At 69.4% G+C, this 20795-nt stretch carries 25 protein-coding genes and 3 tRNA genes; 20 read left to right on the forward strand and 8 right to left on the reverse strand.

Annotated elements, in window-relative coordinates:
- Window positions 1-35 precede the first annotated feature (35 nt).
- Together DWV08_RS10090 and DWV08_RS10095 are read left to right on the forward strand one after the other, a co-directional pair.
- Complete coding sequence (locus tag DWV08_RS10090) at window positions 36-1169, forward strand: sensor histidine kinase (protein WP_162801542.1); 1134 nt, start codon at window positions 36-38, stop codon at window positions 1167-1169.
- Window positions 1151-1831: a response regulator gene (locus tag DWV08_RS10095; protein WP_277601757.1), complete on the forward strand. Its 681-nt coding sequence runs from the start codon at window positions 1151-1153 to the stop codon at window positions 1829-1831. Before DWV08_RS10090 ends, DWV08_RS10095 begins: the two co-directional genes overlap by 19 nt.
- 71 nt (window positions 1832-1902) lie before the next feature.
- Here DWV08_RS10095 and DWV08_RS10100 read toward each other — a convergent pair whose 3' ends face one another.
- Window positions 1903-2268, reverse strand: coding sequence for a metallopeptidase family protein (locus tag DWV08_RS10100; RefSeq protein WP_115413663.1), 366 nt, complete (start codon window positions 2266-2268; stop codon window positions 1903-1905).
- A gap of 122 nt (window positions 2269-2390) precedes the next feature.
- Here DWV08_RS10100 and DWV08_RS10105 point away from each other — a divergent pair.
- Window positions 2391-2463 (forward strand) — tRNA-Glu (locus DWV08_RS10105).
- A gap of 124 nt (window positions 2464-2587) precedes the next feature.
- Here the strand turns inward: DWV08_RS10105 and DWV08_RS17105 are convergent.
- Window positions 2588-2833 (reverse strand): acyltransferase, encoded by a 246-nt coding sequence (locus DWV08_RS17105; protein WP_277601758.1) that lies wholly within the window; start codon window positions 2831-2833, stop codon window positions 2588-2590.
- 126 nt (window positions 2834-2959) lie between these two features.
- On the opposite strand from DWV08_RS17105, the gene DWV08_RS10115 reads away from it, so the two are divergent.
- The 3 genes from DWV08_RS10115 to DWV08_RS10125 all read left to right on the forward strand — a co-directional run bounded on the left by DWV08_RS10115 (window position 2960) and on the right by DWV08_RS10125 (window position 4308).
- Window positions 2960-3033 (forward strand) — tRNA-Asp (locus tag DWV08_RS10115).
- An 84-nt stretch (window positions 3034-3117) separates the two neighbouring features.
- The gene (locus tag DWV08_RS10120; protein ID WP_115413665.1) at window positions 3118-4140 is read left to right on the forward strand and encodes an NADP-dependent oxidoreductase; all 1023 of its coding nucleotides are present in this window, start codon (window positions 3118-3120) and stop codon (window positions 4138-4140) included.
- 95 nt (window positions 4141-4235) lie between these two features.
- Window positions 4236-4308 (forward strand) — tRNA-Phe (locus DWV08_RS10125).
- Between the two features lie 68 nt (window positions 4309-4376).
- Here the strand turns inward: DWV08_RS10125 and DWV08_RS10130 are convergent.
- Both DWV08_RS10130 and DWV08_RS10135 read right to left on the reverse strand, forming a co-directional pair.
- Window positions 4377-5525: a tyrosine-type recombinase/integrase gene (locus tag DWV08_RS10130; RefSeq protein WP_115413666.1), complete on the reverse strand. Its 1149-nt coding sequence runs from the start codon at window positions 5523-5525 to the stop codon at window positions 4377-4379.
- Window positions 5525-6325 (reverse strand): hypothetical protein, encoded by an 801-nt coding sequence (locus tag DWV08_RS10135; protein WP_115413667.1) that lies wholly within the window; start codon window positions 6323-6325, stop codon window positions 5525-5527. Before DWV08_RS10135 ends, DWV08_RS10130 begins: the two co-directional genes overlap by 1 nt.
- Before the next feature lie 81 nt (window positions 6326-6406).
- Here DWV08_RS10135 and DWV08_RS10140 point away from each other — a divergent pair, with 81 nt between their 5' ends.
- From DWV08_RS10140 to DWV08_RS10150, 3 genes are all read left to right on the forward strand, one after another.
- Window positions 6407-6613, forward strand: a complete 207-nt coding sequence (locus DWV08_RS10140) for a helix-turn-helix transcriptional regulator (RefSeq protein WP_101596844.1) — start codon at window positions 6407-6409, stop codon at window positions 6611-6613.
- Window positions 6614-6822: 209 nt separating this feature from the next.
- Window positions 6823-7032, forward strand: a complete 210-nt coding sequence (locus DWV08_RS16770; RefSeq protein WP_127097463.1) for a hypothetical protein — start codon at window positions 6823-6825, stop codon at window positions 7030-7032.
- Window positions 7033-7245: 213 nt separating this feature from the next.
- The gene (locus tag DWV08_RS10150; protein ID WP_115413669.1) at window positions 7246-7773 is read left to right on the forward strand and encodes a helix-turn-helix domain-containing protein; all 528 of its coding nucleotides are present in this window, start codon (window positions 7246-7248) and stop codon (window positions 7771-7773) included.
- Between the two features lie 138 nt (window positions 7774-7911).
- Here the strand turns inward: DWV08_RS10150 and DWV08_RS10155 are convergent, their stop codons facing one another.
- On the reverse strand, window positions 7912-8505 hold the full coding sequence (locus DWV08_RS10155) for a DNA-binding protein (protein ID WP_115413670.1): 594 nt from the start codon (window positions 8503-8505) through the stop codon (window positions 7912-7914).
- A 466-nt stretch (window positions 8506-8971) separates the two neighbouring features.
- Window positions 8972-9397 (reverse strand): helix-turn-helix domain-containing protein, encoded by a 426-nt coding sequence (locus DWV08_RS10160; protein WP_277601759.1) that lies wholly within the window; start codon window positions 9395-9397, stop codon window positions 8972-8974.
- 249 nt (window positions 9398-9646) lie between these two features.
- Here DWV08_RS10160 and DWV08_RS10165 point away from each other — a divergent pair, with 249 nt between their 5' ends.
- The 9 genes from DWV08_RS10165 (at window position 9647) to DWV08_RS10205 (ending at window position 17700) form a co-directional block, all read left to right on the forward strand.
- Complete coding sequence (locus tag DWV08_RS10165) at window positions 9647-9850, forward strand: hypothetical protein (protein WP_101596815.1); 204 nt, start codon at window positions 9647-9649, stop codon at window positions 9848-9850.
- A gap of 258 nt (window positions 9851-10108) precedes the next feature.
- Window positions 10109-12154, forward strand: coding sequence for a DNA primase family protein (locus DWV08_RS10170; protein WP_162801543.1), 2046 nt, complete (start codon window positions 10109-10111; stop codon window positions 12152-12154).
- On the forward strand, window positions 12154-12399 hold the full coding sequence (locus DWV08_RS10175) for a hypothetical protein (protein ID WP_115413673.1): 246 nt from the start codon (window positions 12154-12156) through the stop codon (window positions 12397-12399). Before DWV08_RS10170 ends, DWV08_RS10175 begins: the two co-directional genes overlap by 1 nt.
- Before the next feature lie 250 nt (window positions 12400-12649).
- Window positions 12650-12994, forward strand: a complete 345-nt coding sequence (locus DWV08_RS10180; RefSeq protein WP_115413674.1) for a hypothetical protein — start codon at window positions 12650-12652, stop codon at window positions 12992-12994.
- A 121-nt stretch (window positions 12995-13115) separates the two neighbouring features.
- Complete coding sequence (locus DWV08_RS10185) at window positions 13116-13562, forward strand: hypothetical protein (protein WP_127097464.1); 447 nt, start codon at window positions 13116-13118, stop codon at window positions 13560-13562.
- 527 nt (window positions 13563-14089) lie between these two features.
- The gene (locus DWV08_RS10190) at window positions 14090-14650 is read left to right on the forward strand and encodes a hypothetical protein (protein WP_127097465.1); all 561 of its coding nucleotides are present in this window, start codon (window positions 14090-14092) and stop codon (window positions 14648-14650) included.
- A complete protein-coding gene (locus DWV08_RS10195; RefSeq protein ID WP_115413677.1) occupies window positions 14647-16950 on the forward strand; it encodes a hypothetical protein in 2304 nt (767 codons plus the stop codon). Before DWV08_RS10190 ends, DWV08_RS10195 begins: the two co-directional genes overlap by 4 nt.
- Window positions 16951-16976: 26 nt before the next feature.
- Window positions 16977-17492: a hypothetical protein gene (locus DWV08_RS10200; protein ID WP_162801544.1), complete on the forward strand. Its 516-nt coding sequence runs from the start codon at window positions 16977-16979 to the stop codon at window positions 17490-17492.
- A gap of 4 nt (window positions 17493-17496) precedes the next feature.
- Window positions 17497-17700 carry a hypothetical protein gene (locus tag DWV08_RS10205; protein ID WP_115413679.1) on the forward strand — a complete coding sequence of 68 codons (204 nt, stop codon included), beginning with the start codon at window positions 17497-17499 and terminating at the stop codon, window positions 17698-17700.
- Between the two features lie 66 nt (window positions 17701-17766).
- Here DWV08_RS10205 and DWV08_RS10210 read toward each other — a convergent pair whose 3' ends face one another.
- The gene (locus DWV08_RS10210; protein WP_115413680.1) at window positions 17767-19110 is read right to left on the reverse strand and encodes a type IV secretory system conjugative DNA transfer family protein; all 1344 of its coding nucleotides are present in this window, start codon (window positions 19108-19110) and stop codon (window positions 17767-17769) included.
- Between the two features lie 133 nt (window positions 19111-19243).
- The gene (locus tag DWV08_RS10215; RefSeq protein WP_162801545.1) at window positions 19244-19453 is read right to left on the reverse strand and encodes a hypothetical protein; all 210 of its coding nucleotides are present in this window, start codon (window positions 19451-19453) and stop codon (window positions 19244-19246) included.
- Between the two features lie 234 nt (window positions 19454-19687).
- On the opposite strand from DWV08_RS10215, the gene DWV08_RS10220 reads away from it, so the two are divergent.
- On the forward strand, window positions 19688-19891 hold the full coding sequence (locus DWV08_RS10220; protein ID WP_115413682.1) for a hypothetical protein: 204 nt from the start codon (window positions 19688-19690) through the stop codon (window positions 19889-19891).
- Window positions 19888-20793 carry a hypothetical protein gene (locus tag DWV08_RS10225; RefSeq protein WP_115413683.1) on the forward strand — a complete coding sequence of 302 codons (906 nt, stop codon included), beginning with the start codon at window positions 19888-19890 and terminating at the stop codon, window positions 20791-20793. Before DWV08_RS10220 ends, DWV08_RS10225 begins: the two co-directional genes overlap by 4 nt.
- Window positions 20794-20795: the final 2 nt, after the last annotated feature.

Genomic DNA, 20795 nt, shown 5'->3' on the forward strand with positions numbered 1-20795 from the left:
CGTCGCGCCGCGTCCGCGCCGATAGGCTGACGCCCGTGGACGCACCAGGAGCACCCCGCAGACACCTCTGGCAGGAGGTGCTCGTGCTGGTCCTGATCGCCGCCGAGGCCGTGCTCCAGCTCGTGCTCGCCGAATCCTCGCTGGATCTGTGGCGGGCCGGCGCCATGGTGGTGCTGGGTGTCGCGCTGCTGCTGCGGCACCGCCACTGGCGGTGGCTGCTGCCGGTGCTGCTGACGGCGAACGCGCTGCCGCTCTCGCTCACCGTGCTGATCGTGGTCACCTACAGCTACGCGACCCGCAGCCAGCACCGGGTCCTCACTGCCCTGATGGTGCTGCTCGCGATCGCGACCGGGGCGGTGCCGACCATGCTGCTGGTGGGGGACGAGCCGTTCCTCGGGGTGACCGGGCTGGCGCTGGTGACCCTGGTGACCGTGGCCTCCGCCGCCACCGGGATGTACACCTCGGCCCGGCGGGCGCTGCTGGCCGAGCTGCAGGAGCGCGCCGAGCAGGCCGAGTCCGGCCGCGCGGCCGCCGAGGAGCAGGCGCGGCGCGCCGAGCGCACCCGGATCGCCCGCGAGATGCACGACATCGTGGCGCACAAGATCTCGCTGGTCGCGATGCACGCGGGCGCCCTCGAGGTGAACCCCTCCCTGGACCGGGCCCAGGTGCAGGACTCCGCCGGCCTGATCCGCCAGACCGCCACCACCGCGCTCTCCGAGCTGCGGGAGGTGCTGGGCGTGCTGCGCGGGGACGAGGAGGAGGCGCCGCTGGCCCCGCAGCCCACCTGGGAGGACGTGCGCCGCCTGGTGACCACCTCCCAGCAGGCCGGGATCACCGTGGACCTGTTCGACTTCATCGACGACGAGGTGCCCGACCCCCTCGCCCGCACCGCCTACCGGGTGGTGCAGGAGGGGCTGACGAACATCCACAAGCACGCCCTGCACACCAAAGCGCGGGTGGCGCTGATCGGCGAGCCCGGGACGGAGCTGGTGATCGAGGTCAGTAATGTGCTCCCCAAGGGGTTCACGACGGATCTGCCCGGAGCCCGGATGGGGCTCTCGGGCATCGAGACCCGTGTGACGCATGCGGGGGGCACGATCACGTCGGGCCCCACCGACGACGGACGATTCGAAGTGAGGGCGGTGATCCCGTGGCCGACGGCGACGTGACGCGCGTGGGACTGATCGACGACGACTCGCTGGTGCGCGCCGGGCTCGCCATGATCCTGGGGGCCGATCCCGGGATCGAGGTGGTGGCGCAGGGCGGGGACGGCGCCGAGGCCGTGACGCTGGTGCAGAAGCATCGACCGGACGTGCTGCTGATGGACGTGCGGATGCCGCGGCTGGACGGGATCGCCGCGACCCGGGCGGTGAGCGCGCTGGGCCATCCGCCCAAGATCATCATGCTCACCACGTTCGACATGGACGAGTACGTGTTCCAGGCCCTCGAGGCCGGGGCGAGCGGCTTCCTGCTCAAGGACACCCCGCCCCAGGACCTCGCCCGCGCCGTGCACGTGGTCGCCGGCGGCGACGCGATGCTCTCCCCCACCGTCACTCGGCGGATGCTCTCCCACTTCTCGGAGGCGAATCCCGGGTCCCGGCAGGAGCGCCACCCCGGCCTGCACCAGCTCACCGAGCGCGAGACCGAGGTGCTCGGCGCCGTGGGCGCCGGCCTCTCCAACGCCCAGATCGGCATGCGCCTGTTCATGAGCGAGGCGACCGTGAAGGCGCACGTCTCCAAGATCTTCGCCAAGCTCGACTGCACCAACCGGGTGCAGATCGCGATCATCGCCCATGAGGCAGGGCTCAGCGACCTCGACGACCCGATCTGATCCGCAGGGCGGCGCCCCTAGCCCCGCCCGACCGGCTGATCTCCTACCGCTCGTCCCTCGCAGTACGTCGATCAGCCCCAGCCGAGGTCGTGGAGGCGGGCGTCGCTGATGCCGAACAGGTGCCCCAGCTCGTGCAGCACGGTCACCGCGATCTGCTCCACCAGGTGCGCGCGCGAGCGGGCGTGGCGCTGCAGCGGGCCGCGGAACACGAAGATCCGATCCGGCATCGCGTAGCCCTGGAACACCGAGCGCTGATCCAGCGGGATCCCCTCGTACAGGCCCAGCAGCTCGCGCCCGTCGGCCTGCTCCGGCGTGGGCTCCTCCTCCACCAGGATCACCACGTTCGCCTCCGCGATCGCGCGGGCGATCTCCTCCGGCAGGGAGTCCAGGGCGTCGTCCACCGCCTCCTCGAAGTCCTCACGGCTGATGGTGATCATGGAGCCATCGAATCACGGCGCGCCGGGCGGGAGCGTGTCGGATACGCCGCATCCACGCGGAATCGCAGCGCGCGAGCAGCCGCACGATGGGTATGCTCGTGCGCGGGCAGTGCGCTGCCCGGGCCCCCATCGTCTAGAGGCCCAGGACACCGGCCTTTCACGCCGGCGACACGGGTTCGAATCCCGTTGGGGGTACTTCTGACCTGCAGAAACACTCGATTGGCGCACCTCCGGACCGCAGTCCGGGCACCATTCGAGTCCCGGGACCGGGAACAGCAACCCGACACCGCGCCGTACAGGCCTCTCGAACGGGTCGGCCTCACAGCGAGAACCCCGAGCCGCCCCTTTCCGCGCACGATGATCGGATCAGGTAGGCGAGAACACCGCCGGCCAGCACATCAGCGGGCAGATCCCTGGTCACCGCGCTTCCCGCCGCCACCACGGTGCCCGCGCCGATCGTGGCCCCCGGCACGACGATGACTCCGGCACCCCACCACGCACCATCCTCGATGCGGATCTCTCCACAGCGGAGGGGCCGGCGCGCTGCGCACCCCTTCCACGTCACGGCCCTCCACGACCAGGTGGAACCCAAGTGCGAGGCGGCTCACAGCCGAAGTGGTGCAGAGCCCCGGAAACGTCCGGTAGAGTTATCCAGGTCGAAGCGAGCAGGAGAAGCGCGGAGACAACGCAAGGCCCTGTAGCTCAGTTGGTTAGAGTGCCGCCCTGTCACGGCGGAGGTCGCCGGTTCAAGCCCGGTCAGGGTCGCCCTCACGAAGGCCCCGGAACATCGTTCCGGGGCCTTCGTCGTGCTCCCTGCGAGTGTTCATCGTCCGGTCCTACGCTCGAGGGATGAGCACCGACCTGCTGAACCGTCGCCTCCGTCTCGCCTCCCGCCCGCACGGCGAGCCCGCACCCACCGACTTCGTCCACGACGAGGTCCCGGTCCCCTCCCCCGGCCCCGGCCAGGTGCTGCTGCGCACCCTCCACCTCTCCCTGGACCCCTACGTCCGGGGCCGGATGAGCGCGGCGAAGTCCTACGCCGCACCGATGGAGCTGGGGGACGTGATCGTCGGCGGCACCGTCTCCGAGGTGGTGGAGTCCACCGTCGAGGACCTCTCCCCCGGTGACGTGGTGCTCGGCTACGGCGGGTGGCAGGAGTACAGCGTCGAGGACGCGGCCGGGCTGCGCCGGCTCGACCCCGCCGTCGCTCCGGTCAGCACCGCGCTCGGCGTGCTCGGGATGCCCGGATTCACCGCCTACGCGGGCCTGCTCGCCATCGGCCGGCCCGCCCCCGGGGAGACCGTCGCCGTCGCCGCCGCGACCGGCCCCGTCGGCTCGGCCGTCGCCCAGATCGCGCAGCTGCGCGGCGCCCGCGCGATCGGGATCGCCGGCGGGGAGCGCAAGGTGGCGCATCTGCGCGAGCTCGGCGTGGACGCCGCCCTCGACCACCGCGCCCCCGACCTGCCCGGCCGCCTCGCCGACGCCGCACCCGACGGGATCGACGTGTACTTCGAGAACGTGGGCGGCGCGGTCTGGGACGCGGTGCTGCCGCAGCTGAACGAGTTCGCACGGGTGCCGGTGTGCGGGCTCGCCGCGAGCTACAACGCGACCGCGCTGCCCGAGGGCCCGGACCGCAGCGGGCAGCTGATGGGCGCCGTCCTCACCCGGAGCCTCACGCTGCGCGGCTTCATCCAGCGCGAGTTCGTCCCCACCATGTTCGAGGACTTCCTGCGCGACATGGGCGGCTGGGTCGCCTCCGGCCAGGTGCGGTACACCGAGGACGTCACCGAGGGGCTGGACCGCGCCCCCGAGGCGTTCGTGGGGATGCTGCGCGGGGACAACCTCGGCAAGACCCTCGTGCGCGTGGCCTGACCCCCGCCACGTGGTGTGCCTCTCACCGGGGCGACCCGAGTGGGAGGCACCCCGCGGGGGCTGTTACTCTGGTCCCCGGTCGCCCGTGCGGCCACGGCTCTGTAGCTCAGTTGGTAGAGCGTTCGACTGAAAATCGAAAGGTCACCGGATCGACGCCGGTCGGAGCCACGAAACCCCCGCTCAGGCGGGGGTTTTCTGTTTCTAACAGTCGGCCACCCCGCAAAAACCCCGCACTTTCAGATCAGGCCGGACAGCTGCGCCTGCATGACCGAGCCGGCCCTGGTGTCGCCCTTGAGGGTGTTCATGTAGACGTCCTGGGTCATCGACGGGTTGGCGTGTCCGAGGTAGGCGGCGATCTCCGCAGCGCTCATGCCAGCCCGGTCCAGCATCGTCGCCGCGGTCTTGCGGAACGTGTGAGTGGACAGCTGCGGATAGCCGAGGCCCTCGCGGATGTCGCGCAGCTCGCGCTGCGTGTTCGACGGGTCGCGCAGGCGCATGAGCACGGTCGGGAACAGCAGGGTCGTATCGTCCTTCAACCTCTCGTGACGACGACGCAGCAGATCCATCGTCGGCCGAGGAAGCGGAGTGACCCGCCAGGCCGATTCGGTCTTCGGCACCGCTTGCCGGACGATCCCCCGGCCCGTCACGCGGACGTTCGTCGCCTCGACCTCGGCGGTCTCGGCGTCGAAATCGATGGAGCCGACGTCGAGCGCGCAGGCCTCGCCGACCCGCCAGCCGGAGGCCAGCATGAACTCGAACAGCTCGACGGTGTCCTGCTCGATGAGCGATGGCGCGGCGCGCAGCTTCTTCATGAGGTCGGGCAGATCCTGCGGCTCGATCGCGGACGAGCCCCTCTTGCCCTTGGGCTGACTGATCCGCTCGATGTCGCGGACCGGGTTGCGCGGAGCCGCGCCGTTGCTCACGGCCAGCGCCATCATCCCGCTCAGCGTCGACCGGCAGTTCTTCGCCGCCCCTGGACCTGATTCCTTGTGGACGGTGTTGAGGAACTTTTGCAGGCGGTCCGGCTTCGCCTCGGCGACGGTGAGGTCCCCCAGTCGCGGGGTGATGTGCGCGGTCACGGCGTACCCGTAGGTCTCGATGGTGCCGTCGGAGCGCTCGAGATCGCGCTTGTGGGCGAGGAACCGCTGACCGAGCTGCCGCAGCGTCGTCGAGGGCGTCAGCTCACCTCCTTGGCTGTCCTCGATGGTCAACAGCGCCTTCTTCAACGCCGTCTCGGCCTTCGCCCGGCTCGTGCCGGAGCGTTCGACCTGACGGGACTTGCCGTCGGCGAATCGGTACCGCGTGCGTGCCCGCCAGCTCCCCGCGGTCGTCTGCGCGACATGGATCGTGCCGTAGGTGCCGATCTCGAGCCTCGGCCGCCCCATCAGGTCCCCTCCTCGATCGCTTCACGAAGCTCGTCGACGAGGACCCGGGTCACGCGCCCCCGCGCCTGCGGCGTGCTCCCCTCCCCCGCCCGTTCGGCGGCCTCCGCCTCGAGGCACTGCGCCCACAGGGAGCGCGCGAGGCGCTGCAGCTCCTCCGGCGCGATCTCGAGCTTCTTCGCCGCGCGCGCCTCCGCAAGGCTCGGCGGAAGCGAAGGCGCTTCGACGCGGTCGTCGGGCTCCGGCGGCTGCTGGCTCTGCTCAACCAGCTCGTCGAGCGTGTCGGACACCTCCTCGTCAGTCATCGGAGCTCCCCCGCGGTCGTGGACTGCGGACTCGATCGACGGGTCGACCCGGGAGAGCCGCTGGGCGCTCGAGCCTCCATCAGGGCCGTCGGGCGGGCCGAACGGCTCGCCGCCGTGGATGCGGGCGTCAAGCACGGGCGCTCGGTCCTCGTCCGCGATCTCGACGGGCCCTCCGCGCAGAGCGCGCTCGACCACGGTCCGCGGGATCGGCACGCCCGGGTCTCCGACAGCCGGCTTCTCGAACGCCTCTGCGGGCCCGAGGAGATCGACGAGCGCGAGCGGCCTGCCGCTCAGCTCCCCGAGGACGAGCGCCAGCGTGAGCAGGGTCGGCAGCGTCGGTGCTGCGCGCCCCTCCTCAATGGCCTGGACGCTCGACACGCTCCACGTCGCTCCGTACCGGCGGCCGCACAGTGCGATGGACTCGAGCGTGAGCCTGTGCTCGCGCCGGAACGCTCGGGCAGAGGCCCCGACGGACTGCGCAATAGATCTCGTCTCCATGGAAGACAGCCTACCAGTTGTGTGTAACTTGTGATAGCGTGAGGCACACGTTACAAGATTCTGAAAGAAGGAGGATGGACGATGAGCGAGAACTCGCGGGGCGCGCTGCTCGACGTGAAGGAGCTGTCGGCGCTCACGGGGATGTCGGTGTCGACGATCTACCGCAAGCGCTCCCTCGGCGAGCCCCTGCCGCGCGCGCTGAAGATCGGCACTGCTGTCCGCTGGAGGCGAGCGGACGTCGACTCATGGCTCGAGGCGCAGCTCGAGCCAGCGGCTGCGGGTGACTGAAGGAGCCCAAGGCGGCGCGACAACGGTGCCCACGACCCAGCCACGGGGTCCGCGCTGACCCCGCCCGGAGAGGCGAGGGGTCGGTCGAGCCTGCCGAGCACCGTGTCACAATCAACGATGAGCAGGTTCTCCACGACCCCATCCTGACTCAGTAGTGGTAGCGGGCCTGCAGGCTCACGAGGAGTGCTCTCTCACGTAGGCTAGTGCTCATGACGACAGCGACCGCTGAGACGACGGCGACAGGAGGCCAGAGGCCATCCGTCGCTTCAGTCGTCGATGTGGCAGCAGACGAAACGGACGTCTTGGCCGCGCTGAAGGAAGCAGGCAAGGAGCTCGCCAAAGACGCGCCTCCGCTGACCAGTGAGCAGGTCGATCGAGTCGTCGCGATCCTCCGACTGAGCGACGAAGTCGATGCGTAGTCGGAGCGCGGCGAGCCGGGACTGCTCGCCTCGCTCCCAGAGACACAAGAACCCCGCACCTGATGGCGCGGGGTTCTCCATGTTCTGGCTCTGGCCAAACGGGGCTGAGGCTTCGAGCGCAGACGTGCGCTGCTTGCTAGCACGAGTCGCCGGCGCTAGACTATTCGAAGCAAACGCAAGCTACTTGCGCCTACTGCAGACAAGGACCCCGTCATGTCCGCGAACGAGACCCTCGCCCCGTCGACGCATGCCGCCGGCGACGAGCAGCAGCTCGGCCGCGTCTACGACATGCTCACCGCCGAGGAGGCTCTGGACCCGCGGCCGAGGCACTACCTGGTCGGCGGCGGCGATCGCGATCCCGTCGAGCTCCCCGAAGAGGTCTACGAGGTGCTGCTGCGCGTCGTGGACGCGATGCGCAAGGGCCTGTCCGTGACGGTCTCGCCGACCTCGCAGGTGCTGACCACCCAGCAGGCCGCCGATCTCCTGGGCATCAGCCGGCCCACGCTTATCAAGGCCCTCGACGAGGGGCAGCTGCCCTACACGCGCTCGGGCACGCACCGCAGGATCGCCCTGACCGACGTGCTCGACTACCGCGAGAGGCGGCGACGGGCGCAGTACGCGGCCATCGACGCACTGTCCGCCGACGTCGACGAGGCCAGCGACATCGACCAGGCCCTGGCCGACATGCGCCGATCCCGCAAGACGGTGGCCGCGAAGCGCCGGGCCGCGAAGGCCGGCTGAAACAGACTGGGGCGGTGTTCTCCGCCGTGATCAGGACCGTCAAGCTGCTGTCCGCAGCGCCGGGGCTGCGTGAACACCTGGGCTGAGCCCACACCGTGGAACCTCTGGTCTAGACACTGCACCCCGTGCCGGCGTCGATCACGCCCGCGACCTCAGGTCCTCCAGCCGGCGCTCCGCCAGCGCCAGGCCCAGCTCGGCCTGGGTGAGCTCGTGCTCGCCCTCTCTGATGCGGTCGTGGAGGTCGACCACCTGCGGGGCGTCGGCCTCGCGGTCGGCGAGCTCGCCGAGCTCGTGCAGCTCCTCCCGTGCGGCTCTGAGCTGGTCCTCGAAGTGCCCGCTGCGGATCTGCAGGCGGGAGACCTGGTCGATCGCCCAGCGCAGCCGAGCGCGGTGGTCGAGGGTGGTCTTGCCCTCCAGCCAGGCGCGCAGCTCCGGCTGCTCGAGGTCTGCCGGCAGGCCCGTGGCCAGCGGCGTGTCCGGGACGGGCATGTCGATCGGGATATGGCTGAGCAGGATCGCCGGCCGCGCGCCCAGCGCCGCCGCGATGGCGATGAGGTCGTCGACGGTGGCGGCCTGCTCGCCGTGCTCGATGCGGCGGAGGTCCTCGGTCGTCAGCCCGTGGCCGAGCTGGGCGAGGACGTAGGCCAGCTCGTCGAGGCTGAGGTCTCGCAGCTGGCGGTAGTGGTGGACGGCGTCGGCGAAGGCGCGGGACGTGGGCGGGAGATCGGGCATGGGATCCAGGCTACGGCTGGGCGCGGACACGGGATCGGCTGAAAGACGAGGTCGCGCCGAGAGGACTGCCGTGGGCATGGGGATAGGGCGGGAGATTCGTGGACCGCCCTGCGGGCGGCGGCTCGCCGCCAGGCCCGGCTTGGCTCTTGACGCTCGCGGGCTCCGCCCGCTCGGCCGGGACATGCGGGAGGGGCTTTGCTTGCCGATAGCAAGTGTCACTGACCGGGGTTCGAAACAGGGTTTGACCTGGGCATAGTGACGTTTAGTGCCGTTACTGCAATGAAGTTTCCACACGTAGGGGTATGGAGAGAACGTTGTTCGGTCGGCACCAAACGTCACTGGCTGCCTCGATCCAGCACGAGCCCGCCTACCGCCTGTCCCCACCCGGCGCGCAGCGCCGGCCGCGAGGAGCATGGCCTGCGGGCCGGGCCGTCAGGCCCCGGCACGCCGACTTGGGCTACGACGGTCAGTCACCCATCGGCCACTGCTCGGCGCGCAGATCCTCGGCGAGCTCGCGGTTCTCGACCTCCGCCAGTCGGGCACGCGCTTCCTCGACCTGAACCCCGCGCCGTTCGACCTCTTCAGTGGCGGCGCGAAGAAGCACCTCGGCGTTCTCAAGCCCGTGCAGTGCCCGACGGACTCGAGCGCTAGGCCCGCTACCGCTCTCCCCGACCAGCCGGAGCAACGTCACCTGGAGGACCTCTGCGAGGGCCACTGCTTCGTTGAGCCGGATGCTCCGTTCTCCTCGCTCCATGCGCGCCAACGCCGACTTATCGATCGTCACCTCGAGCCTGGCAGAGAGGCGCTCGGCGACTTCTGCCTGGGATAGCCCCATGCGACGCCGCTCCTCCCGGAGTCGAGCTGCGAATGATTCTTCCGGAGAGCGTTCCACGGCGATTCCTCTCGTACACGAGCACCTCTAGGCGATTATCACCTATTCTACACACATAGTTGTGCATATCGCCTCACCTGAGGTAGAGTGGAGGCAAGCCGGACGCAGATCGTCCGTCAGACCAGCTCCCGCGATCGCGGTGAGCAGACCGTTGAGCCGATAAGGCTCTCGGGGCGGGACCACGGGACCCGACGGAGCTCGACCTCGGAGTAGTCGAGACGCAGACGTCGAGACTCAGGAGGTGTCCCGTTGAACACGACCACGGTGCTCGAGCGCCTTTATTCGCTCCGCGCGCTCGAAGAGGCCGGCTACAGCGGCCGCGCGACGCTCACCAAGCTCATCAAGACCGGGGCAATCCCCGCGGTGCTCACCCCCGCGGGCTACAAGATCCGCGAGAGCGACCTTCACCTGATCGCCGTGCCGGTGGTGCCGGAGGGCGGTGATGCCGCGTGAGCGCCACGACCGTTGATGAGCCACGTACGAGGTCGGTCACGGAAGTGGAGCTCGACCTTGACGCTCTGGCGGTTCAGCAAGCATCGACCTGGCCTGGCCTCGACGAAGGCGGCAAGCGAGAGCTCGGCCGTCTCCTCTCCTCCGCCGCCTGACTGCACGAAAAAGCCCCGGCGTGCAACCGGGGCCATTTCGACTTTCAAGTCCATCCGCCTGACGAGCTACCAACTCATGAGTCAGGCGTGTTCCGAAAGGATCGACATGACCATTGTATCCGACCAGGACGACCTCGAACAGCCCGTCATCGACGAAGACCTCCTCGCGTTCGACGGCGACTCCGACGACGGCATCGACGCGGAGGCCGAGCGCGAGTTCCTGCTGCAGGACGCCGAGACCCTCCGTTCCCACGCGCGCATCGCCAGCCTCGTCGCCGCGGAGTGCATCGACCGCTTCATCCACGTGGCCGGCCTCGGTTGGCATCGCTATGACGGCAAGCGGTTCCGCCTCGACCTCGAAGACAAGGCGATCACCCGTGCGGTCACGCGCGCGATCGGACGGCTCGCGCCGGAGGCGCTGGGCGACAAGGACCTCCTCGCCGACCTCGTGAAGTCTCAGACGTCGAGCGGCCTCGCCGGCGTCGTGCGGCTCATGTCCACGATCGAGGGCCTGTCCGCCGACGCCGAAGAGCTCGACGCCGACCCGTGGCTGCTCAACACCCCCACCGGCGTCCTCGACCTCCGTGAGCTCGAGCGGGGCGTCGACTGGCGCTGCCTCACCGTCCACCCGCACGATCCCAAGTATCGGATGACCCGGATCACCCGCGGTGGATACGACCCGGCTGCCCGTTCCGAGGTCTTCGAGCGCTTCATCTCACGGAGCCTTCCCGACGAGGGAGTCTGCCGCTACCTGCAGCAGACGGCAGGCGGACTCGGCCTCATCGGCGAGCAGCTGGAGCATCTGCTCCCGATCCTGACCGGCGAGGGCCGTAACGGCAAGGGCGTCCTCTACGGCGCGGTCCTGTACGCCGTGGGCGACTACGGCGCGGTGGCCAACCCGGCCCTGTTCAACGTCGACCGCAACGCGACCGCGGACAAGCCGAACCCGGCCCTCCTGGGGCTCCGGGCCGTTCGGTTGGTGTTCATGTCCGAGACCGCGAAGACGGCCGAGCTCGACTCCGCGAAGGTCAAGTCGCTCACCGGCGGCGACCCGATCAAGGCTCGCGGTGTCCACAGCAAGATCACGGTCGAGTTCGAGCCCTCGCATCAGCTCGTCCTCATCACGAACCACGCTCCGCAGCTGCCGGCCGACGACCCCGCGGTGTGGGAGCGCGTGACCAACGTGCCGTGGGACGTGGTCGTGCCGCCCGAGGAGCGCGACCCGCGCCTGGGCCGCAAGCTCAGGACCAGGCAGGCCGCAGACGCGATCCTGGCCTGGGCTCTCCAGGGCCTCCAGGACTACGTCCGCAACGGCATCGTCGTGCCCGAGCGCGTCGCCGCGGCGACCGACGAGTACAAGGCCGACCAGGACACCGTCAGCAACTTCATCGAGGAGCGTTGCGAGGACGGCTGCTCCGACCGGGACAGCGACGGCACGAAGACGCTGCACGCCGACTACCAGAAGTACTGCCGGGCGAACGGGGTGATGCGGGAGCACATCCTGGGTGAGAAGGACTTCGGGACCCGTCTGGACGCGCTCGGCTACAAGGTGAAGCGGGCAAACGGCCGGCGCTTCCGCCAGGGGCTGCGGCTGCTCCCCGACGATGACGAAGCCCGTGCCGAGCAGATCGTGTCGGAGAGCAGGGAGCGCATCGCCCAGCGGTATCCGCTCAACTCGCCGGCCGATGCCGAGCGCCGACGCGAGAGCGAGGACCGCCGCGAGCTGGCGGCGATCGAGCAGGCTAACCGCGAGGCCGAGATCTGCAGCTGCCCGCCCCCGGACGCTCACACGCGGTCGATCGTGTACGAGGGCGTGTGGACCTCTGCCCATCGCCCCGGCTGCCCCGTCCTGCTCGAGCGCGAGAAGAGCCTGCGCGCAGAGTTGGACGGTACCGGACCCTCCCGTAAGGACCCGGCGGAGGTGGCAGCGGCCGAAGCGGCGATCCTCGCCGACCTCCCTGGTGCCAAGAAGACGCTCGCCGACCTCCAGGCCCGCGACGGCGTTCAGGAGTCGGCAGAAGCGAAGCTGCTGCGACTCCAGATCGAGAATGCCCACCTCAAGATCGCCGGGGAGTCTGCCACGCCGATCGGCCTCGGCACCGCCGACTCCAGCCCCGAGCAGGACACCGATGACCAGAAGGAGGCAGAGTAATGTCCAAGAAGCGCAAGCGTAATCAGAAGTTCCAGCGCACGGTGCCGACCACCAAAAGGAACTCCCTCTCGCGGGCCGAGTTCGAGCGCGAGCTCACGAAGGTCGTCGAGGGCGATCCCACCGCTGATCCCGACGTCCGGGCGTTCTTCGGCGATCTATCGACGGCATTCGGTATCAGGGCCGCGGTGGTGCATCCCCACGGCATCGAGATGATCCGCGATCCTGGGAGCAGCGAAACGCCGTGATCCGAACACATATCGGACACCGAGGTGCCCTTGCCGTGACCGTCTCGGTCACCGATCAGGCACGCATCAGCCCGGTCACCGCAGCGACTCCATCGGAGCATCGCACGGCCCTGAATCGTGCCCGATCCGGTCACCGGAGTGCTCGTCTCGGGGCACGGCACTGCAGGGACGTCGCGATGCCCTCTCGGTGCCCGACCGGTGCACCGCTGGTGCCTGCGCCGGACACCAGCGAGACCGAGGAGGTGACGTCGTGAGCCCCGACGTTGACCGTCTCGAGGCACTCCGTTCCTGGGCGCGCGGTCTGCTGGCGCTGGAGGCCGCCGTCGAGCTGCTCGTCACCGCCCTCGACGGACGGCTGCTGAGCGGGCCGTGGGTCCGACAGGACGAGGCTGGCCGCCTCTGGTTCGACCCAGCCGTTGCCGAAGCGGAGCAGGGCCACCTCAGCGGCGGAGAGCGCCGTGTGCTCGAGATCGCCACGAGCCTCACCAGCAGCGAGCACCCGGTCGACCTCGGCGACTCAATCACCGGCCTCGACCCGGATGCGCTCGACGCCGTGCTCGAGGCGCTGGCCCTGGCGGGAGGACAGGGCCGATGACGGAACACCAGACCGGAGCCCGCTCCCCTCCCCCGACCAGCCGAGCGGCCGCCAGGCCGCGGACGACAAGGACGAGACCGCCCGAAGGGCGCACAACGACAGTGAAGGAGCAGTGATCACCATGAAGAAGATCGACGCCGAGATCGAGCAGCTGCAACGCCAGCTCGAGGCCGCTCAGAAGGCTAAGGCGGACGAGGAGAAGAAGGAGAAGGCGCGCATCGCGCAGGCAAAGAAGCACGCTGGCGAGAGCCACACCCGCGTCGCGCTCGAGCTCTACGACCTGCTCGACGTGCAGCCCGAAGCGAAGGTCACGCGCACCGTCCGCGACCGCGACGAGACCGTCCGCACCCAGCGCCTGTTGGACATGGTCACCGAGATCGTCGGCGCGGCCGATCCGGCGCTGCTGGACCGACTCAAGCACGACGACCGAAGTGGCGTCGACGCCCGCGCGCCGAAGCCTCGGAAGAGCTCGACCTCCGCTTCCGCTCCCCTCGATGACGGCGAGGGCAGTGGCCGCGCCGCCGAACGTCAAGAGTCGTGGCCGACGCCGTACCAATCGGCCGCGTAGGGCCGCCGCGACGACACCGCCGGCGGAGAGCAAGAGCCCCGATCACCACCGCTTGGTCGGGGCTCTCTCATGCCCAGAGCACGCCCGATCCGCGCTGCCGCCGCGACCTGGACGCGGCACGTCTGCGCCGGACTCGTCGCAGTGGTCGCCGATACCTCATCGGCCCGAGCGCGCAGCGCGAGGGATGCGCATCAGCGGGGGTGGCGAGCGGCAGCGAGCAAGGGGGCGGCAGCCCCCTTTCCACACCCAAGTCAAGCACCTGACCAGTCGCGCGCAGCGCGGCCGAGCGCAGCGAGGGAACATATGTGGTCAGGATGCTTGCCCGATCCCCGTACCCCCTTCACTATTCGGGGGTACGGGTGGAACAATGGAGATGCATAACGACGACAGGGCTACACCCCTATGGTGCTGGTCCGCCGGACAGGCTTGACGACCTGTCAGAGCGTTTAAGGACGTAATGGTCTGCGCGGCTGGGATGCAAGGGCCCGGATTCGAAGAAGCAATTCGAGTCCGAGGAGGTCCGCATCGTGAACGCCGCGAAGCCCGCGACGAGACGCTCCAGCGCCGGACGGAATCTCTCGCCGCACGCCAAGGGCGTGTTCGTTCCAATGACGCCCCAGCGACTCGAGAACGTCGACGCCGACCGGGCGCATCTCGGACTCTCTCGCGGCGGCGCGATCGCCGCCGTCTACGACAACTTCCGTGCCGCAGCCATTACTGCTGCGCAGCAGCGCGCAGCCGAAGCGGACGCGAAGGCTGCAGTCCTCGAATCCCTCGCCGCGCCGCTCATCGACGGCCTCCGAGAACTCACCGACGCGATCAATGAGCGGGCGCACCAGCGCCGGGCCGTCGGGGTCCACTCGAACCAGGTCGCGAAGCTCGCGAACGTCATGCGGATGGCGATCGAGCGCGGCGATCTGACGGGAGCCACGAGCACGCGGGTGGATGAGGTGGTGCTCGCTCTGCAGGGCATCGAGCGCCGGCTCGGAGAGCTGGCCGAGGCCGAGCGCGCAGACGACGCGCTGGCCACCGAGGTACGCGCGCTGCTCACCTCCTCGGAACCTATCCGTGAGGCCGATGCGGCATGAGCGGACCGAAGCGGGGCGGTGTCGCGGTCAAGGTCCTCAGCGGCCGGACCGCGGCGAGCCTGCAGCGCTACCGCGACTCGAAGGAGGACAAGGAACCGCCGCTGTTCATGGCGACGCGGCACTGCTCGTTGGACGCCGAGACGCAGATCGCCGAGTGGAAGGCCGTGCGCGTCGAGCACGGCACCCAGGGAGCGACGCGGTCGCCGAGGGCAAAGTACGAGACCGTCGATCCCGACACCGGCATTCACGCGAGCGGCCAGCGCGGGACGCACATCAAGCACTGGGACGGCAAGCGCCACCGGAAGCGGCTGGCCGGTCCGGGCGAGACTCCCACCCACCTGCGCATCGAGCCGGAGGACGCGCTGCCGGAGAAGGAGTCCGAGGCGACGCACAGCATCTATGCGTTCGGCGCGGACCTGGTGAACCCCGAGAACCCGGAGGACGTCGAACGCGCCTTCCTCGCCGTCAAGGCCGAGCGCGACGAGCACTACCCGGGGCTGCAGGAATCGATATGGGGAGAGCGCAACGGCGAGAGCGGGCTCTTTCACATCCACGTTGCGTCGAACGCCACCGTCTACCACGGTTTCACGCTCGACGGAGTTGAGTACAAGGCCGGCCAGAAGATGGGCGGGGACATGCGCGACGTGCACAGCGTCCGCGCCCGGTTCGAGCAGTGGCTCGACGCCCACCCTGAGTACGGCTTCACGCAGTCGCTCGCCCGCGTGGGGACGAAGGAGTACGAAGCGGCCCAGCGCCGCGACGGGCAGCACGCGTACTGGGAAGCGGAGCGGGCGAAGCGAGAGGGACGCGCGCCGAAGGAGACGAACCAGGACCACATCCGGCGCGAGGCCTACGAGGCCCTCCAGGAGCCGGGTGTCGTCGACCGCGACTCGTTCGTCACCGAGATGAAGAACCGCGGCGTCGAGGTGGAAGAGATTCTGCGCCGCGGCAAGCGCGGCAAGGGCTATGACCTGCGGTACAAGGTCGACGGCGCGAAGCAGGGCGTGAAGGGCGCGACGCTCGGTCCCGAGTACGCCCACGACGCCATCGACGCACAGCTCGCTCGCAAGACTCGGGGGCTGGAGGTCGAGGTGCCGGCGGGTCAGCAGCGGGTCGGCGAAGCGGCGCAGATCCCGCTGACCTCGACGTCGCTCAGCGCCGAGGAGCAGGCCGAGCTCGAGCAGCTGAAGTCTGCGGTTGCTCGAATGGCCGAGGAAGAACGCGCTCGTCAGCAGGCAGACCGGCGGGAGGCCGAACGAGACCGGCTTGCCCAGCAGATCGCCGATTACGAACGCGAGCAGCAGCGCCTCGTCGATAACCCGCCCGAGCGGTTCGCTGACCTCTCTGAGGACGAGCTCGCGCGGCTCGTCGACGAGACGGTCGTCGTGCATCCGGGCAGGAGCTCGGTCGACGACAGCCCCGTGCGCCGCGCAGGCGTCGGCAGCCTGAGCTGCGAGATGGACACGGGCGAGCAGCGCTATGTCGTCGCGAAGTGGTCGGCGCTGGGCGAGCCGGTGACGGCAGCCGAGCGCAACGAGGCCGTCGAGGACGGCGTGTGGAGCAGGGTCCGGTCGCCCCAGGCGATAGACACGCCGGAGCCGGACACGCCGCGGGACATCGACCCTATACCGTCGACGCCGAGTGAACCCGAGACCGAGCCGTTCCGCTCCGGCCTGCGCGGCGTGAAGGCCAAGGGCGGCTCGGAGGCGATCCAGCAACGCATCGACGGCGTCGCCGATCTCGAGGAGGACTACCGCGGCGCTCTGCCGGACGCCGAGTACGAACGGCGGGCCAAGGATCTTGGCATCGGCCCGCAGTTCCTCCGCGATTACGGCGAGCACCTCGAGCCGGAGACGCGCCGCCAACTGGAGTTTCGTGCCCGGGCACGCGCCGCGGGCACGACATCACACGATGCCGGCGTCGAGGAGCGCGGGCGCGGCACGCAGCTGCGCGAGGAGCACGACCGGGTGCAGAAGGCCGCTGAGCGGAACGATCCGACCGGCTGGATGCACGACGCGGAGGTCAAGCGGCTGGCGAGCGAGATCCGGTCGTCGGACCGTCGAGTCGACAAGACGAGCGAGCGCACGGTCGAGATCCGCGATCTCGTCAAGGAGGGCCGGTACGAGGACGCAGCCCAGGCCGCCGAGCGGCACCAGGAGCAAGACCGGAAGAGTCGCGAGGCGATGGAGAGCTACAGCTCCGGAATCGACAGCGACGACGACGTGCCAAGCGCGGCGGACATGTTCGCCAGGGCGGAAGCCGCCGAGCAGGAAGACCGCGATCCGTCCCCCGGGCGCTGATCGGAACAGAGGAAAAGAGAGGAAAGATGATGGCCACGAACAAGAACATCGATCAGGAGCGGGTGCAGCAGCTGCGCCGCGTGCAGCGCGAGCAGGGTCAGGAGAAGGCGCAGTCGTTCGCCGGCGACGCCCATCAGGCGGAGCTGCAGGAGGCCGAGCGGCAGACCCAGCTGGAGCGCCGCCGCCGCGCCCAGGACTGGCAGCGCGAGAACGAGGCCGCCGTCGCTCAGGAGCAGCAGGAGGCCGCCGATCGCCAGCAGCAGGAGGTCGCCGAGCAGGAGGCCGAGGCGCAGCGCCAGCAGGAGCAGGAGAGGCAGCGACAGGTCGAACTCGAAGCGCAGCGCGAGGAAGAGCTTCAGCAGGAGCGGGAGGCGCAGGAGCAGAACGAGGTCGAGGATCGTCAGCGCGAGGCCGCGTCTCAGGAGAAGGACGCGGACCGCTCCGACGACACCGAGCTCAGCTCGACGGAGCAGATGTTCCGCGCTGCCCAGGAGGCCGAGGAGCGCGACCGCCAGGCCGAGCGCGAGGGCATCGGGAGGTGACGCCATGGTCGTGTTCGGCCCCGGCGGGAGGTACTACGAGTGCGAGGACTGCCACGAGCTGGTGACGGTCGGCTACCGCGACTCCCACTCGAACAGGTGCGGTCTCTTCGGCGGCCACAGCGAGGAGCTGTGCCGCGGGTGCCGGTCGTTCTACCGTCCGCCCAAGGGGTGGAGCCACGACCAGTGCCCGCAGTGCGCGGCGATGTGATCGGAACATGCAGAGAGATGGCCCGGACGAAGCGTCCGGGCCATCTCCGCGCGTGCGCTCAGCCGATCAGCCGAAGTCCCAGATCCCCGGCAGGTCGACCATCACGCCCTTCTGCCCATACATGAGCAGGCGCGCCTCCTCGAGGCTCCTCGGCAGGAGGTTCTGCGGGCTGGTGCGCTGGACGCGCTGGGCCGAGAGCGTCTTCTCGCTCCGGGCGTCGATCGACTCCGTCCACGCGTCCTCCTCTCCGTCCCACCACGCAGCGTTCTCGACGAGCTCCCTCGAGCCCGGCTCGCCCTGCAGGATGAGGACCGCCGGAGCCACCTCGCGGATCGTGTTCGCGCGCGCCTCGCCGTAGGCCTCGTCGAGCTGGGACCCGAGGCTCTGCGTCGCGAGCACGCAGGCGACGCCGAGCCCCCTGGCCTCGGACAGGTAGGTCGAGATGCGCGGCAGCGGGCACGTGTTCGCGAACTCGTCGATGCTCAGCAGGACGCGGTCGAGACCGCGTTCCACGCCGCGCCTCCAGTGGCGGATGATCGTCTCGACGACCGCGGCCGCGGCACCCGCCGCGACGCCGGTGCCCGGAGACACGATGGCCAGCGTCGGTTCGTTCGGCCCCTCGAGCATCGACGGCGCGAACGGCCTGCCGCCATTGCCGCCGCCGAAGACGGTCGTGAGCAGCCACGGCGAGAGGCCCGACTTCATGGTGGCCGTGATCGAGTCGCGCAGCTTCGCCTCCATGTTCGCCTTGGCGAACAGGTCCTCCGCGTGACGCGACGTCTTCTTGATGAGCTCGTACGCACGCACCCAGCTCGGCGCGGGATCGTCGGGAGTCTTGCCCTTGGTCCGCCCGGCGGCGCGCTGAGTCCATTCGATCCCGCCGCCGGAAGCCTTTCCCGCGAGCAGAAGAGCGGCCAGGGGCTGGGCGGAGATCGTCTGCCAGAACGCGTCGTTCGAGCCTCCGCCGCCGTTCGCGCCGCCCGCACCGATGGAGCCGACCTGCATGAGCATCGACGCCATCTCGAGGGCGTCATCGTCGGACTCGATGAGGGCGGTCGGGTCGCTGGTCACGCGTGTGTAGTCGACGCCCTCCAGCCACGGCAGGTCGGCGTCGAGCTCACCCGAGAGGTCCATGATGAACAGCGGTCCGCGCTTGTGGACGTCGCGCTTGACGACCTCCCGGCAGAAATCGGTCTTCGACGAGATGATCACCCGCGGACCGCGCCAGAGGATCGCGCCGGGCACGAGAGCCCTGAGGGACTTCCCCCGGCCAGTCGGCCCGCTCACCAGCAGATGGGGCGCGGTCTCGACGGGAACGCCATCAATGCAGCCACCGTAGGGCGTCTGCTGCTTCTGGAAGCCGTCCTTGCTCTCGACCGTCTGGGGGATCTTGTTCTTGCTGCGCAGCATGAGACTGCTCCTTGTTGTTCTCCAATCCGCACGGTAAGTCCGGGGTCCCGGGGCCGCGTTGAATCGTCGTGTCGTGACGCCTGACGCCCCTACTGGGGATCGGCGGCGCTGCCGCCTTCGGGTGGTGCCTCGCTCATCGCGTCTCGGTTTCCTGCGACGACTCGGCACCGTGCCAGCGGGCCTTCATCGCCGCCTGGCCGGCCGCCGACTGGCGAGCCTGTTCGGCCTCGATCTCCTCGGTGAGCCGTGCCTGGACCCGCGGGTCATCAAGCATGTCGATCCCGGCCTTGATCAACGCACGGCCGAGCAGGCCGGGTCCTACACCGTTCTCGGCGGCGAGCACGCGTAGCCGCTGACGGTCCTCCGGGCGCATCGGAACCGACTGCGAGACCGAAAGTTCTTTGCCTGCTACCACGACGTTTTCTCCTCGTACACGAGCGTTCCTATGATCCTCGCCCATCGTATCGACCCTCCCCTCACCCGAGAACTGTCGCGGCATGGTTCCCTAGAGCAACACTCCTACGGTACCATAGGACCGTAAGGCGAACACGGGCTCACACCGCAGGAGGACAGCCGCATGAACTTCGGACTCATCTTTAGAGCGATCGCGTTCCTCGTCATCGTCGGTTCGATCTTCGGCCTCGGCGTCATCGTCGGAGGCAGCTTCGCGACTGGGATGACCCAGGACGCGGTGCTCCGGTACATGGACAACTGCCTGCCCGCCGAGACGGCCGAGCAGCTCGAGCCGTGCCTGGCCACCGACGGCGGTGAGCAGCCGTGACGAAGACCGTCGAGCGCTACGAGAAGGTCAGGGCCGACTGGCTCCTGGCCCACGAGGCGTCGTGGCACCTCTCCGACCGCCGGATGGCGAACGAGCTCAAGCGACGGGCGGCGAACAAGGACCGGGCCGCGGCCGGTGCCGCAGAGAGCTCGCACCACGAGGGCAAGATCAAGCCCGTCGCCTCCCGGTTCGTCGCCGGCGGCGAGGACAGCAAGGAGCGCGGCCTGCGCGCCTTGTTCCTCGTCCTCTTCATCCTCCCGACGCTGGTCGTCTGGATCGGACCGGCGCTGGCGATCTCGAACGCGGCCTACGCCGTCGACACCGAGCGGCGACTCAAGCAGGGACGGGTGCCTGAGCGGAGGCAGTGGTGCCTCGCGGCGGCCGCCGTCGCCGGTGCGGGCGCGCTCTTCGCCGTCGTCGCGCGGTTCGTCGCCCTGCGCCTGATCACCGTCGCGACGGTGACCTACTGGCCCTCGCTGACTCTCGACGTCCACTGGACGACGGTCGGGCTCATCTACCTCTGGAGCCAGGTCGTCCTCGGGCTGATGCTCGCGGCCTGGCAGGTCCGCCGCCACGGGTGGCCCGGCGTCGTGATCAAGACGGGTGCGAAGACGCCGGAGGTCCCGGCGACTCCTCGAGCGCCCGTCGCACCGGCCGTGCCCACGGCACCGAAGAACGCCGGTGCCGACGAGATCGCCGACGAGGAACAGGACGTCGAGCCGACGACTCCGAAAGCACCTGCGGTGCCGATGGTGCCGGCGATACCCGAACCGCCCGTCGTCGCCGAGTTCGACGACGAACCGGTCTTCGATGACGACGAGCCGGTGTTCGACGACGGGCTCGAAGCAGCAACGACAACTTTGTCCCGCGCAGAGCTGGGCACCGACTCGAAGGAGGACTGACC

The organism is Brachybacterium saurashtrense, from assembly GCF_003355475.1.
GTDB lineage: Bacteria > Actinomycetota > Actinomycetes > Actinomycetales > Dermabacteraceae > Brachybacterium > Brachybacterium saurashtrense.

Excerpts from the sequence above, each read along its gene's own strand:
- DWV08_RS10100 (WP_115413663.1), bottom strand. The coding sequence starts at position 2,268 with ATGATCACCATCAGCCGTGAGGACTTCGAGGAGGCGGTGGACGACGCC.
- DWV08_RS10120 (WP_115413665.1), top strand. The coding sequence starts at position 3,118 with ATGAGCACCGACCTGCTGAACCGTCGCCTCCGTCTCGCCTCCCGCCCG.
- DWV08_RS10130 (WP_115413666.1), bottom strand. The coding sequence starts at position 5,525 with ATGGGGCGGCCGAGGCTCGAGATCGGCACCTACGGCACGATCCATGTC.
- DWV08_RS10135 (WP_115413667.1), bottom strand. The coding sequence starts at position 6,325 with ATGGAGACGAGATCTATTGCGCAGTCCGTCGGGGCCTCTGCCCGAGCG.
- DWV08_RS10140 (WP_101596844.1), top strand. The coding sequence starts at position 6,407 with ATGAGCGAGAACTCGCGGGGCGCGCTGCTCGACGTGAAGGAGCTGTCG.
- DWV08_RS16770 (WP_127097463.1), top strand. The coding sequence starts at position 6,823 with ATGACGACAGCGACCGCTGAGACGACGGCGACAGGAGGCCAGAGGCCA.
- DWV08_RS10150 (WP_115413669.1), top strand. The coding sequence starts at position 7,246 with ATGTCCGCGAACGAGACCCTCGCCCCGTCGACGCATGCCGCCGGCGAC.
- DWV08_RS10155 (WP_115413670.1), bottom strand. The coding sequence starts at position 8,505 with ATGCCCGATCTCCCGCCCACGTCCCGCGCCTTCGCCGACGCCGTCCAC.
- DWV08_RS10170 (WP_162801543.1), top strand. The coding sequence starts at position 10,109 with ATGACCATTGTATCCGACCAGGACGACCTCGAACAGCCCGTCATCGAC.
- DWV08_RS10175 (WP_115413673.1), top strand. The coding sequence starts at position 12,154 with ATGTCCAAGAAGCGCAAGCGTAATCAGAAGTTCCAGCGCACGGTGCCG.
- DWV08_RS10185 (WP_127097464.1), top strand. The coding sequence starts at position 13,116 with ATGAAGAAGATCGACGCCGAGATCGAGCAGCTGCAACGCCAGCTCGAG.
- DWV08_RS10195 (WP_115413677.1), top strand. The coding sequence starts at position 14,647 with ATGAGCGGACCGAAGCGGGGCGGTGTCGCGGTCAAGGTCCTCAGCGGC.
- DWV08_RS10200 (WP_162801544.1), top strand. The coding sequence starts at position 16,977 with ATGATGGCCACGAACAAGAACATCGATCAGGAGCGGGTGCAGCAGCTG.
- DWV08_RS10205 (WP_115413679.1), top strand. The coding sequence starts at position 17,497 with ATGGTCGTGTTCGGCCCCGGCGGGAGGTACTACGAGTGCGAGGACTGC.
- DWV08_RS10210 (WP_115413680.1), bottom strand. The coding sequence starts at position 19,110 with ATGCTGCGCAGCAAGAACAAGATCCCCCAGACGGTCGAGAGCAAGGAC.
- DWV08_RS10220 (WP_115413682.1), top strand. The coding sequence starts at position 19,688 with ATGAACTTCGGACTCATCTTTAGAGCGATCGCGTTCCTCGTCATCGTC.